Below are 12,628 nucleotides of genomic sequence, written 5' to 3'. Positions count from 1 at the left end.
CTCAGTGCCGGATCCGCAGGCGGTCGGTACTGTCCTCACTCGGCTGTACGACGACGATGCCCTGGCCCGAGAAGCCCATCTGGTAGGCCTCTCCGCTGCCCCGCCCGATCAGCGAGGAGGCCTTGAAGCTGCGCTTGCCCTTCACCTTGAGGTTCGGGGACCAGGCGACGAGGGCGTCCGGGTCGACATACGTCTCGTCCTCGCCACGGCCGCAGTCGACGACGATCGGCGTGCCGCGCGAGGTGAGGGCCACCCAGCCGGTGCCCGCGACCTCGACGTTCCACAGGCCCTGGCCGGCGAACTTGGCCAGGCCCTTGACCCGCTGGACGCCCCACTGCAGGTGCGCGTCGAAGGCCAGCAGATTGGTGCCGTTGACCGAGAGCGAGTCGTTGTTGAGGTTGATGACGACGACGTCCGCGCCGTAGTCGGCGAGGTAGAGCAGTCCGTCTCCGGAGCACTTCATGATGGGCGCGCCCTCGCCGGTCACCCACTGGGAGGCGATCTGGCGGACGGCGGGCGGGTTCGGCTCGTACTGGACGAAGCCTTCGTAGGCGACCATCGAGCCGGTGCGTGCGTACAGGTCCTGGCCGGTGGCCATGGCGACCTTGAGCATGGAGCGGCCGTGGTTCTCCATCCGGGCCGCGATCGGGGTCGGGGCGAAGCCCGCGAGTTGCTGGTTCATTCTTCGGGCTCCCTCAGACCTCGTACGGCTGGACGACGATGAAGTTGCCGGGGGCGCCCCGGAACTGGAGGTTGATGGTCTCTCCGCTGTGTCCCGGGTACGCGTTGCGGCGCAGCCTGACCTGGCTGGAGAGGATCACCTGGGACGCGGCCGACCAGGCGACGACCGCATTGCAGTCGGCGAACGTCGTCGGCGTGACCGGCAGGACCACGGGGATGCCGTGGGTCTTCACGATGACCGTGCCGGTGCCCTGGAACATCATGGTGAACAGGGCGCCGCCGGGGATGCCGTGACCCTCGATCCTGCGCACCTCGTGCTGCAGCGACTCGTCGAAGGCGAGGACGTTCTCCGCGGAGACGCAGATGCCGTCGCCCTGCAGCTCGATGGAGTGCAGATGAGCACCGTTCTCGGCGAGGAAGATCTGGCCGCGGCCGCTGCAGCGCATCAGCTGCATCTCCTGGCCGGTCGCATTGCCGACGATCCGGCCGGCGAAACCAGCACCCTTGTAGCTGAAATCGACCTTGCCCTGGTACATCACCATGCTGCCCTGGCGGGCGAGGACCGGCGTGCCGCCCATGGTCAGATCGACCCGCATGAGCTGCTGGTTCTGCGGGGTCCAGCGCTGGCCGGTGGGGGTCTCGCGGTAGGGCTGGAGGGCGGCCTGCAGGCCGGCGCCGGCCTGCGGGACTCCCTGGGGTACGCCCTGCGGGACGCCCTGGGGGGGCATGCCGGGAGGCTGCTGTCCGTACGGGGACGGGGCCTGCTGTCCGTACGGCGACGGCGCGCCCGGCTGCGGGGCCTGCCCCGGGACCTGACCCGGCATCTGCCCCGGGACCTGGCCGTACTGCGGCTGCTGAGGCGGCTGTCCGTACGGGGACGGGGCAGCCGGCGGCGGGGGTACGGTGCCGCCGTGCGGGGTCATCGGAGCCGCGATGGTCGGCGCCGCATGCATCTGCGGGTTCGGCTGAGGGGCGGGCGCCTGGACTGCGGGAGCACCGAAGGAGGGGGCCGGCTGCGGTCCTTGAGGGGCCTGCGGTATCTGAGGCGCCTGCGGTGCGCCGAACGCCGGGGCGGGCGCTGTGGCCTGCGCGGGCGGCGCGAACGAGGGCGCGGCACCCTGCGGTGGCTGCGCGGCCGGTGGCTCCTCGGCGACCTCGCCGCCGAAGTTCTTCAGCAGCGCGTCGAGACCACCGTCGAAGCCCTGGCCGACGGCGGCGAAGCGCCACACGTCCTTCAGGTAGAAGTCGCCCAGCATCACGGCGCGCTCGGTGGAGAACTCCGAACCGTTGAAGGCGTACCGGACGACCTCCTCGCCGCCCGCGACGATACGGATGTACCCGGGGCCGACCTGAGACATCTGCCCGGCACCGTCGATGGTCGCGGTGAAGGAGAGTCGGTGGATGTTCGCCGGGATACGGTCCAGAGTGACGCGAAATGACTCGGTGTCACCGGACTGCGCGCCGAGCAGCTGGATGGACTCCTCGGGAGACTTCGGCTGGTTGAAGAAAATGAAGTACCGGTCGTCCGAAAGCTGCTCGTTGGCGTCGAGTCCGAAGCAGCTGATGTCGAAGGTCAGCCCAGGAGCGGCGATCTGCACACCTACGTACAGATCCGTTCCCGGCGTGAGATCACTGATCTTGGCCTTGTGGCCGCGTTGGAATTCCCTGGCCATGCGTAACGACCGTCCCCCATCCCGAAATGTGACTGCGTCGCGCCAGGCTAACTGCTGGGGCCGACATTGAGCCAAGCCGGTACACATTCGGTACAGGACCGTCGGCGGTCGCTCCCGCCGGTCACTCTCCGCGTGCGGCGGGCAGATGCGGCAGCCGGTCGGCTGCGACGACGCCTTCGAGATAACCCTTGGCCCGCTCGGTGCGGGGGTACGCCTCCAGCAGCCGCCAGAACCGCGGGCCGTGGCCGGGCACCAGCAGATGGGCCAGCTCATGGACGAGCACGTAGTCGACGACATACTCCGGCATCCCCTGCAGGCGGTGTGACAGGCGGATGCTGCCCTCCGCCGGAGTGCAGGAGCCCCAGCGGGTGTTCTGGTTCGTCACCCATCGCACGGATGTCGGTCTTGCGCGTCCGTCGAAGTACTGGGCGGACAATCGCTCGGCACGATCGGCCAGTTCGGTGTCGCCGAGGATCCGCTTGCTCTCCTGCGCTGCGAGCTTGTCGAGCATCACGCTGACCCAGCGCTGCTCCTCCGCCTCCGACATCCTGGCGGGGATGAGGACGATGGTCCGGTCACCCTCCCGGTAGGCCGAGACCGTTCTGCTGCGCCGGGCGCTCCTGCGGACCTCGACCGCACTCGTCCCCGATCCACGGGGCGGGTGGCTTGTCGCGCTGCGCTGTTGGCTTCCGGCGCTGTGCGGTGGGGTCTCCCCAGCGAGGCGAGGGGAAGGGTCGACGGACACGCCCCGACGTTACCCGCTGCCAGAGGAGGAAGTCCCGCCTCCGGGACGGTTCGAGCTTGATCCACTCCATGGCGTGCACCATTTGAACGACTAATGCCCGCACCTGTGGATAACTTTTCACACTCGTCGACGCCGCCGGGCATTCTGACAACAGTTCAGAGGAGAGGCCGGACGACGGATCAACGGGGGAAGCGAATATGCATCCGACGGTGAAGCCTGCCTTGCGGCGGGCATGGCGAGAGCGACAGACCGTGCAGTTCGGGGCGACACCCGCGCATGCGGTGATGGTCGGTCCGGTGGACACCGCGACAGGTGCCCTGATCGAGCTGCTCGACGGGACGCGGGGGTTGCCGTGGCTGCGCCAGGAGGCGCGGTCGATAGGTCTGCCGGAAGGACAATTGGACGCTCTGGTGAACCGGTTGACGGCGGCGGGGCTGCTCGACGATCCGACGGCAGGCGGCCCGGCGGCCGATGCGCTACGGAAACGGGTCGGCGCCCTTGACCGGCTGCGCCCCGACCTGGCGTCGCTCTCCGTGGTCCATCCGGAACCGGGCGGCGGGATACGGCGCCTGGCAGCCCGGCGGGCCATACGTGTCCAGGTCCGGGGCGCGGGACGGGTCGGTGCGACGGTAGCCGCGGTGCTCTCGGCGGCCGGTGTGGGCCGGGTGGATGTGCTGGACGGCGGATGTACTGAGCCGTGGGACGTGGCGCCCGGCGGGCTGCCGACGAAGGCGGTCGGTGAGCGGCGGGACGCGGCGGCCCGGCAGCTGGTGCGGCGGTCCGCGCCCGGCCGTCCGCCGCGCGCGGCCGAGTCGGCAGGGGCCGCGGAGTGCGCTGAGCCCGGTCTCTCCCTTGTCATCGTCGCGCCACGGGACGGCCTGGCGGCCTATGCCCCCGATCCGGCCGCAGCCGAGGACTGGATCGCCACCGGGACACCCCATCTGTATGCGGGAGTTGTCGAAGGGACCGGTGTGGTGGGTCCGCTGGTGCTGCCCGGCGGTACGGCCTGTGCCGGGTGTCTGGAGTTGAGCAGGGCGGAGCGCGACCCGGCGCGGCCCAGGCTGCTGGCACAGTGGCGCTCGGGCCGCCGGAAAACTGTGCCGGCCTGCGATATCGCTCTTGCCACGGCCGTGGCAGGGATGACGGCGGCGCACGCGCTGTCGTTTCTCGACGGGGAGCTGCCCGCGAGTACCGGGGCGCGCTGGGAGACTTCACTGCCTCTGCTTGACTGGCGATCGGAGACGGTCACCCCGCACCTCGACTGTGTCTGCAGTGCGGATGGGAAGAGTGAGAGGGAGCACACCTCGGGGATCGGGCCGCCGCACGAGACAATGGCCGGGTAACCGCCGTCAACGAAGCAATGCTGTACGGCACACGCGGCACGGCAGTCTGGGATTTGGAGGGGCGCATGTCTGATCTTCCCCGGAAGGCGGTCACCCGGACCGCCAAGTTGGCCGCGCTGCCACTGGGCATCGCGGGCCGTGCCACTTGGGGTCTGGGTAAGCGGATCGGCGGCAAGTCCGCGGAGATCGTGGCCCGGGAGCTGCAACAGCGCACGGCGGAGCAGCTGTTCAAGGTGCTCGGCGAGCTCAAGGGCGGTGCGATGAAGTTCGGGCAGGCCATGTCCGTCTTCGAGTCGGCTCTCCCCGAGGAGATCGCGGGCCCCTATCGCGCGGCCCTGACCAAGCTTCAGGACGCGGCGCCCCCGATGCCGACGCGTACGGTCCACTCGGTTCTGGACGAGCGGCTGGGCGAGGAGTGGCGGGAGCTGTTCCTGAAATTCGAGGACAAGCCGTCGGCCGCCGCGTCCATCGGCCAGGTACACCGGGCGGTGTGGCACGACGGGCGCGAGGTCGCGGTGAAGGTGCAGTACCCGGGGGCGGGGGATGCTCTGCTCTCCGACCTGACGCAGCTCAGCCGCTTCGCCCGGCTGCTGGGGCCGCTGATTCCGGGGATGGACATCAAGCCGCTGATCGCCGAGCTCCGCGACCGGGTGTCGGAGGAGCTGGACTACGAGCTGGAGGCGCAGGCGCAGCGGGAGCATGCGGCGGAGTTCGCGAACGATCCCGATGTGCTGGTGCCCGAGGTGGTGCACCAGTGCGACCAGGTGCTGGTGACCGAGTGGATCGACGGGATACCGCTGGCCGAGGTGATCGCCGACGGCACGACCGAGCAGCGGAACCGCGCGGGGCAGTTGCTGGCCCGATTCCTCTTCTCGGGCCCGGCCCGTACGGGACTGCTGCACGCGGATCCGCACCCGGGGAACTTCCGGCTGCTCCCGGAGGAGGACGGCGAGGGCTGGCGGCTCGGCGTGCTGGACTTCGGCACCGTGGACCGGCTGCCCGGCGGGCTGCCGCAGACCATCGGCGACTGTCTGCGGATGACACTCGAGAGCGAAGCCGAGGCGGTCTACGAGCTGCTGTGCGAGGCGGGCTTCGTCAAGGAGTCCATTGAGCTCGACCCGGACTCGGTGCTGGAGTACCTGCTGCCGATCATCGAGCCGGCGGAGGCCGAGGAGTTCACCTTCACCAGGGGCTGGATGCGCAACCAGGCAGCCCGGATCGCCGACATCCGCTCCCCCGCGCATCAGCTGGGCAAGCAGCTCAATCTGCCGCCGTCGTATCTGCTGATACACCGGGTGACGCTGAGCACGATCGGGGTGCTGTGCCAGCTGAACGCGACCGTGCGGCTGCGGGACGAACTCGAATCGTGGCTCCCCGGGTTCCTGCCGGAGGACGAGGAGGACAGCACGGCGGTCGGAGCTCAGGCCTGAGCGACCGCCGCCGCGCCACGCAGCCGCGCCGGTCGTCACCACCAGGCTGAGTCGAGCCTGCCCTCGATCGCCCTGATGTTGGCGCGTGCGCAGTCGTCGCAGAAGTAGTGACGGCTGCCGTTCTCCACGGAGCAGGTCCAGGTGGGCGGTGGTCCCTCGGCGATCGCGCCGCAGTGGGAACACACGATGCTCTCGGAACCCGGCTGTGCAGGATGAGAAGTCTGCTGCTGGTCCACCTGGTGACGATAACCCCGTATGGGACCGGCCCCCGGGACAACGCACCGCGGGGGCCGGTCCGTTCGGACCGGCCCCCGCGGGTCAGTGTCTGTCGTGCAGTGTTCTTGTGCGGTCAGTTCATGACGGCCATGGCCAGTGCGCGGCGGGCGCGCATCGACACACGCTCGGCGCGGCGCTGCATCCGCCGGGCGGCGACCAGGCGAACGGCCAGGCGTTCCGCGTCGGCTTCCCGAAGGCGCTCGTGCATATGCGCACGCGCCATGGCTTCTGGGATGAGTTGCATCTCACGGGTCCTGTTCTGACGCGAGGCGTTCGCGCCGATGGTGGTGACGGCTGGGGTGGCGGAGCCTGACGGCTCGCTCGTGGAAGAGGTCATTGGGGCCAGCTTCTGGGGATCGTGCGTGACGGGGCGGTCGATGGTTCCGATGGCGTTCATGCCGCAACCGGGTTCTTGCGCGGGCGACCACGCGGCCGCTTGCGGGCGACGACCACGCCCTGGACGAAGAGCTCGCCGCCCCAGACGCCCCACGGCTCACGCCGCTCCTTGGCACCCGCGAGGCAGGCCTCCATCAGCGGGCAGGTACGGCAGAGGGACTTGGCGTACTCGACATCAGCCGGCGACTCGGCGAAGAAGACCTCCGGGTCGTAGGAACGGCAGGGGACGGGTACGCCGAGGGCCTCGATGGCGTCATCGAGCGCGGAGAGCGCAGTGAGCGGAGTCAAGGTGGAGTCCTCCGTGAGGGCGGGCGGGGGGATCGTCTCGGAAGGCGGTACGGACGGGGCGTGCGCTTCGAGTTGCACGGTGGTGTCGTTCCTCGTCTGGTCGTTCCGGCCTGTTGGCCGGGTGGCGGCTGGTACCGGGTGTTGCGTGTCCCGAGGCCCCTTCGCCCTGTCGTCCCGCTTTAGGGAAAACAGAAGGGCCGCGGATCCCGGGTGGGGTTCCGCGGCCCTGAAGGCGCCGGCCTGATTCTGGATCAGGCTGGATCACTCCAGGGTTCGAGCCCACGGAAGGCCCACATCGTGTGGTGCTGCGTCGTGCGGTGCTGCTTCGTCTGCTTCTGGGTTTCGGCACCGGCTGCCGCAGAGGCATAGGCCCGAGCCTTTGCCGCTGCTACTCCTGCTTCCAGTGCCTTGGTCGGTCGTTCATTGCGCTCCAGGACGGGGAGACCGCCCAGGCCGACCACAGGAAGCGCGGCAGAAATGCCGGACACACCGGTGCCGTTGAACGCCGCGGAGAAGCCGAGCGAGCAGGCGGAGGCGACCGAGCGATCGGTCATTTTGGCGGTGCTGACGAAGCTGGTCTTGATGCTGATCACTGGAATCGCCTCCTCTCGGCGTCTAGAGGACCGGCCGGGGCCGATCGCGCGTATTCGGATAAGTACAGCACGAGGACAGGGCTTCAGAGAAGCTCGCTGTTCCCGTGGTTAAGAACCTATGGGGATTGCTGGGGCGGGCGCAAACTATTTTTTCGACGAGTTTGTATCAGTCCTCCTCGTCGTCTCCTCCAACCTCCTGACCTGCGCAGATGGTCAGCACATCGGCTCCGAAGCGCTCGAGCTTGCGACCGCCGACCCCGGAGATCCCGGCCAGCTCGCCCTCACTGTCCGGCACGGCCTCGGCGATCGCCATCAGCGTCTTGTCGGTGAACACGCAGTACGCGGGCTGGCCCAGCTCCTTCGCCTGCCCCGAGCGCCACTCACGCAAGCGCTCGTACAGCGCCTCGTCCATGTCGGAGGGGCAGTCCTCACAACGCATCAGTTTCATCTCGCCCGCGTCGGTGAGCGTCTTGCCGCAGACGCGGCACAGGACGGGCCCGCGCCGCTTGCGCCGACTGCCGCTGCCGCGCTCGATGCCACCGGCGCCGCCCGCGCCGCGGGCGCCGGGGGCGCCGGGGGCCGCCGAGCCGGGACGCATCCCGTTCAGGAACCGGGTGGGGCGGCGCGAGGCGCGGCCCCCGGGCGAGCGGGACAGCGCCCAGGACAGGGAGAGATGGAGACGGGCGCGGGTGACGCCGACGTAGAGCAGTCGGCGCTCCTCCTCGACCTGATCGTCCGTCTTGGCGTAGGTGATGGGCATCATGCCCTCGGTGAGACCGACCAGGAACACGGCGTCCCACTCCAGGCCCTTCGCCGAGTGGAGCGAGGCAAGAGTGACGCCCTGGACGGTGGGGGCGTGCTGGGCAGCGGCGCGCTCGTCCAGCTCGGCCACCAGATCGGCGAGGGTCGCCTCGGGCTTGACCCGTACGTAGTCCTCGGCGAGGCGGACCAGCGCGGCCAGGGACTCCCAGCGGTCGCGCACCGCTCCCGATCCGGCAGGTGGTTCGGTGGTCCAGCCCTTGGTGGAGAGCACTGCCCGGACCTGAGCGGGCAGGCCCTCGGCGTCGTCGAGCAGCGAGTCGTTGCCACCGGCGCGGGCAGCACCGCGCAGGGCCACTCCCGCTTCCCGTACCTCGGGCCGGTCGAAGAAGCGCTCGGCGCCGCGCAGCTGGTAGGGCACTCCGGCGTCGGCCAGCGCCTGCTCGTAGACCTCCGACTGGGCGTTGATCCGGTAGAGCACGGCGATCTCGCCGGCCGGGACGCCCGAGGCGATGAGATCGCGGATACGGCGGGCGGTGCCCTCGGCCTCGGCCGGCTCGTCCGCGTACTCCGTGTAGGCGGGCTCGGGGCCGGCCTCGCGCTGAGAGATCAGTTCGAGTCGGTGCTCGGCGGCCCGGCCGTGCGCCTGGCTGAGCAGACCGTTGGCCAGATGGACGACCTGGGGCGTGGAGCGGTAGTCGCGGACCAGCTTGACCATGGTCGCGCCGGGGTGGCGGGTGCGGAAGTTCAGCAGATGGTCGGGGGTGGCGCCGGTGAAGGAGTAGATCGTCTGGCTGGCGTCGCCGACAACGCAGAGGCTGTCGCGGTCGCCGAGCCACAGGTCGAGGAGCCTCTGCTGGAGCGGGCTGACGTCCTGGTACTCGTCCACCACGAAGTGGTGGTACTGGCGGCGGATCTGGTCGGCGATGTCATGCCGGTCCTGGAGGATGCCGACCGTGAGCAGCAGCACATCCTCGAAGTCGATCACCGAGCGGTCGCGCTTGAGCTGCTCGTACATCCCGTAGACCTGGCTGATCTCGGCCGGATCGCGCGGGGCGTCGCGGTGCGACTTGGCGACCGCGGCCGGGTAGTCGGCGGGCACGGTCTGGGTGACCTTGGCCCACTCGATCTCGCTCGTGACGTCGCGCAGCTCATTGCGGTCGAGCCGGATACGGCAACGGGCGGCGGCCTCGGCGACCAGCTGGATCTTGCGCTCGAGGAGGCGGGGCAGCTCGCCACCGACGACTTTCGGCCAGAAGTACTGGAGCTGGCGCAGCGCGGCGGAGTGGAACGTACGCGCCTGGACGCCGCCCGCGCCGAGCTGCCGCAGCCGCCCACGCATCTCGCCCGCGGCGCGGTTGGTGAAGGTGACGGCCAGCACACTGGCGGGCTGGAGTATCCCCGCGCGGACGCCGTACGCGATGCGGTGGGTGATCGCGCGCGTCTTGCCCGTGCCGGCTCCTGCCAGCACGCACACCGGACCGTGCAGGGCCGTCGCGACCTCGCGCTGCTCGGGGTCGAGCCCGTCGAGCACCGCGTCCGCCGACTCGGGGACCTGTGGGAAAAGAGAGGAGTGCGTTGCTGCTGTCACACCGCCATGCTGCCAGGTCGGCGGAGATGGGTGCGGCCGTTGTCCACAGGGGGGCAAGAGCAGTCGTACTAATGCGGGAATGGTGGCCAGGTCACGTACGTTCACTTACGCGGTGCGAACACGCATCGAGCGAGATCCGGCGAGATCTGGCGGGACGAACAGAGGAGCGCAGGGACGATGCAGGGGACTGTGACGATGTACAGCACGACGTGGTGCGGCTACTGCCGTCGGCTGAAGAGCCAGATGGACCGCGAGGGCATCGCGTACACCGAGATCAACATCGAGCAGGACCCGCACTCCGCGGCCTTCGTCGAGAAGGCCAACGGGGGTAACCAGACCGTTCCGACCGTGCTCTTCGCGGACGGTTCGACGCTGACCAACCCCTCGCTGGCCCAGGTCAAGCAGAAGATCAGCGTCTGAGCAGACAGACCGTCCGAGCAGGTGGGCAGAGAGCCCGGCCGGTCGGCTAGGCGACATCTCCGGGCTTCGGCAGCGGCTTGCCGTACCAGAGCTCGATGAGACGGGCCGCAATCGAGATCCCGTAGGGAGGCAGCACCTCCCCGGACTCGAATGCGGCCCGCAGGTCTTCCCGGGAGAACCAGCGCGCCTCGTGGATCTCTTCGCCGTCCACATTGATCTCGGAGGACGTCGCCCGCGCCATGAAGCCCAGCATCAGGCTGGACGGGAACGGCCAGGGCTGGCTGGCGATGTACTCGACATCGCCGACCGTGACGCCCGCCTCCTCCCAGACCTCGCGGCGCACGGACTGCTCGATCGACTCGCCGGGCTCCACGAAGCCGGCGAGCGTCGAGAAGCGACCCTCCGGCCAGTGCACCTGTCGGCCCAGCAGCGCGCGGTCCTCCTCGTCGGTGACGAGCATGATCACAGCAGGGTCGGTACGGGGGTAGTGCTCCGCTCCGCAAGCCTGGCAGCGCCGGATGTGGCCCGCGGCCGCGATGACCGTGCGCTCGCCGCAGCGTGAGCAGAAACGGTGCAGCCGCTGCCAGTTCTCCAGCGCGACCGCATGCACCAGCAGGCCGGCGTCGCGCTGCGAGAGCAGCAGTCCGGCTTCCCGCAGTCCGGCCGGGCGGGCCGACTGGTCCATACGTCCCGGCAGGGCGTCCTTCTGGAGCGCGAAGTAGCGCACCCCCTCCTCGTCCGTCCCCAGGAAGTAGCGGTGGGTCTCGGTGACAGGAGCCTCGAAAGCGGGCGTCATGACGAGTTCGGTGCGGCCGTCGGGGGTGTCGTCGATCAGCGCCTGACCGCCGGAGACCACGAAGACCCGGGTCGACGGGTGGCTCCACGCCGCCGCCAGCCATGCCTCGTCGAGGCGGTGGTGCGCCTCGCGGTCGATACCGCTCGGCGCGGTGAGTCCGATCGAGCGGTGTGTGGTGCCGTTACTGATGGTTCTCACAGTTATTTCCAACTCCCCCGGGTGGATTGGGTTCAGGTCAGCGGAGTGCGGCGGCGAGGTCGCCCCACAGGTGGGCGGTCGTCTCCACGCCCTTGAGGAGCAGGTCCAGTTCGACCTTTTCGTTGGGCGCGTGCCAGCCGTCGGACGGTACGGAGATGCCCAGGAAGAGGACGGGAGCGTCCAGCACGTCCTGGAGGTCGGCTGCGGGGCCGGAGCCGCCCTCGCGGGTGAAGCGGATCTTCTGTCCGTCGAAGGCGCGGCCCATGGCTCGTACGACCGACTGCAGCGCGGGGTGGTCCAGCGGGGTCAGACAGGGGCGGGTCGACGCCGCGAAGGTGACCTCATGGCGGATGCCCGCCGGGATGCGGGCCGCGACCCAGTCGCCGATGGCCTGCTCCACCTTCTCCGGTTCCTGGCCCGCGACAAGGCGGAACGTGAGCTTCAGCTGGGCGGAGGACGGAATGATCGTCTTGCCGCCGGGGCCTTGGTAACCGCCGCCGATGCCGTTGAGTTCGGCGGTCGGGCGGGCCCAGATGCGCTCCAGGGTGGAGTAGCCGGCCTCGCCGAGGGTGCCGTGCGACTTGGCGGTGTTCAGCCACGATGCCTCGTCGAAGGGAAGCTCGGCGAAGAGTTCGCGCTCCGCGTCGGTGAGCGGCGCGATGCCGTCGTAGAAGCCGGGGATCGTGACGTGTTCGTCATCGTCGTGCAGTGCGGCGACGAGGCGGGCGGCGACGGTGGCCGGATTGGGCACGGCGCCGCCGAACGAACCGGAGTGGATGTCCTGGTCGGGGCCGTACAGCGCGATCTCGCAGTCCGCGAGGCCACGCATGCCGGTGCAGACGGTGGGGGTCGTCTCGGACCACATACCGGTGTCGGACACGATCACCGCGTCGGCGGCGAGGCGGGCGGCGGCGGTCTCGACGAGAGCGCGGAAGTTCGGGGAGCCGGACTCCTCCTCGCCCTCGATCAGCAGCTTGAGATTGACCGCGGGGGCGGTGCGGCCGGTGGCGGCGAGATGGGCCCGTACGCCCAGGGTGTGGAAGAAGACCTGGCCCTTGTCGTCCGCCGCGCCGCGGCCGTACATCCGGCCGTCGACGATCTGCGGCTCGAACGGGTCGGTGTGCCAGCCGTCCTCACGGGCGGCGGGCTGGACGTCGTGGTGGCCGTAGACCAGGACGGTGGGCGCGTCCGGTTCGCCGGACGGCCACTCGGCGAAGACCGCGGGGGCGCCGGGCGTGGGCCAGACCTCGACGACCGGGAAGCCGGTCTCCTTGAGTTTGGCCGCGAGCCAGTCGGCGCTGCGCCGTACGTCCGCGTCATGGTCGGGCTGGGCCGATACGGACGGGATGCGCAGCCAGTCGGCGAGGTCGTCGAGGAAGGCGGCGCTGTGCTGATTGATGTACGTACGGACGGCGCTGTCCGGGGTGTCGCTCATGCAC

Annotated in this window: 13 protein-coding genes; 3 read left to right on the top strand and 10 right to left on the bottom strand. The window is 69.7% G+C overall.

Going from position 1 to position 12,628, the window contains the following annotated elements; all coding sequences use genetic code 11:
• Position 1: 1 nt before the first annotated feature.
• From OG735_RS28250 to OG735_RS28240, 3 genes are all read right to left on the bottom strand, one after another.
• Entirely contained in the window at positions 2 to 682 is a 681-nt protein-coding gene (locus OG735_RS28250) for an AIM24 family protein (protein ID WP_327325948.1), read from the bottom strand.
• 13 nt (positions 683 to 695) lie between these two features.
• Positions 696 to 2,354 carry a TerD family protein gene (locus OG735_RS28245; protein WP_327325947.1) on the bottom strand — a complete coding sequence of 553 codons (1,659 nt, stop codon included), beginning with the start codon at positions 2,352 to 2,354 and terminating at the stop codon, positions 696 to 698.
• A gap of 121 nt (positions 2,355 to 2,475) precedes the next feature.
• Complete coding sequence (locus tag OG735_RS28240; RefSeq protein ID WP_327325946.1) at positions 2,476 to 3,099, bottom strand: M48 metallopeptidase family protein; 624 nt, start codon at positions 3,097 to 3,099, stop codon at positions 2,476 to 2,478.
• A 197-nt stretch (positions 3,100 to 3,296) separates the two neighbouring features.
• Here OG735_RS28240 and OG735_RS28235 point away from each other — a divergent pair, with 197 nt between their 5' ends.
• Both OG735_RS28235 and OG735_RS28230 read left to right on the top strand, forming a co-directional pair.
• Complete coding sequence (locus OG735_RS28235; protein ID WP_327325945.1) at positions 3,297 to 4,442, top strand: ThiF family adenylyltransferase; 1,146 nt, start codon at positions 3,297 to 3,299, stop codon at positions 4,440 to 4,442.
• A gap of 65 nt (positions 4,443 to 4,507) precedes the next feature.
• Complete coding sequence (locus OG735_RS28230; protein WP_327325944.1) at positions 4,508 to 5,872, top strand: ABC1 kinase family protein; 1,365 nt, start codon at positions 4,508 to 4,510, stop codon at positions 5,870 to 5,872.
• A gap of 35 nt (positions 5,873 to 5,907) precedes the next feature.
• Here OG735_RS28230 and OG735_RS28225 read toward each other — a convergent pair whose 3' ends face one another.
• From OG735_RS28225 to OG735_RS28205, 5 genes are all read right to left on the bottom strand, one after another.
• On the bottom strand, positions 5,908 to 6,108 hold the full coding sequence (locus tag OG735_RS28225) for a hypothetical protein (protein WP_327325943.1): 201 nt from the start codon (positions 6,106 to 6,108) through the stop codon (positions 5,908 to 5,910).
• A 113-nt stretch (positions 6,109 to 6,221) separates the two neighbouring features.
• Positions 6,222 to 6,545: a hypothetical protein gene (locus OG735_RS28220; RefSeq protein WP_327325942.1), complete on the bottom strand. Its 324-nt coding sequence runs from the start codon at positions 6,543 to 6,545 to the stop codon at positions 6,222 to 6,224.
• Positions 6,542 to 6,910 carry a WhiB family transcriptional regulator gene (locus OG735_RS28215; protein WP_327325941.1) on the bottom strand — a complete coding sequence of 123 codons (369 nt, stop codon included), beginning with the start codon at positions 6,908 to 6,910 and terminating at the stop codon, positions 6,542 to 6,544. Before OG735_RS28215 ends, OG735_RS28220 begins: the two co-directional genes overlap by 4 nt.
• Positions 6,911 to 7,083: 173 nt before the next feature.
• On the bottom strand, positions 7,084 to 7,425 hold the full coding sequence (locus OG735_RS28210; RefSeq protein WP_327325940.1) for a hypothetical protein: 342 nt from the start codon (positions 7,423 to 7,425) through the stop codon (positions 7,084 to 7,086).
• A 166-nt stretch (positions 7,426 to 7,591) separates the two neighbouring features.
• On the bottom strand, positions 7,592 to 9,832 hold the full coding sequence (locus tag OG735_RS28205) for an ATP-dependent DNA helicase UvrD2 (RefSeq protein ID WP_442812504.1): 2,241 nt from the start codon (positions 9,830 to 9,832) through the stop codon (positions 7,592 to 7,594).
• Positions 9,833 to 9,952: 120 nt separating this feature from the next.
• On the opposite strand from OG735_RS28205, the gene OG735_RS28200 reads away from it, so the two are divergent.
• Positions 9,953 to 10,195 carry a mycoredoxin gene (locus OG735_RS28200; RefSeq protein ID WP_327325938.1) on the top strand — a complete coding sequence of 81 codons (243 nt, stop codon included), beginning with the start codon at positions 9,953 to 9,955 and terminating at the stop codon, positions 10,193 to 10,195.
• Between the two features lie 46 nt (positions 10,196 to 10,241).
• Here the strand turns inward: OG735_RS28200 and nudC are convergent, their stop codons facing one another.
• Together nudC and OG735_RS28190 are read right to left on the bottom strand one after the other, a co-directional pair.
• Positions 10,242 to 11,189 carry an NAD(+) diphosphatase gene (gene nudC / locus OG735_RS28195; RefSeq protein ID WP_327325937.1) on the bottom strand — a complete coding sequence of 316 codons (948 nt, stop codon included), beginning with the start codon at positions 11,187 to 11,189 and terminating at the stop codon, positions 10,242 to 10,244.
• Between the two features lie 37 nt (positions 11,190 to 11,226).
• A complete protein-coding gene (locus OG735_RS28190) occupies positions 11,227 to 12,624 on the bottom strand; it encodes a dipeptidase (RefSeq protein WP_327325936.1) in 1,398 nt (465 codons plus the stop codon).
• Positions 12,625 to 12,628 lie beyond the last annotated feature (4 nt).

The organism is Streptomyces sp. NBC_01210, assembly GCF_036010325.1.
GTDB lineage: Bacteria > Actinomycetota > Actinomycetes > Streptomycetales > Streptomycetaceae > Streptomyces.
This window is presented reverse-complemented; position numbering and strand designations above follow the sequence as displayed.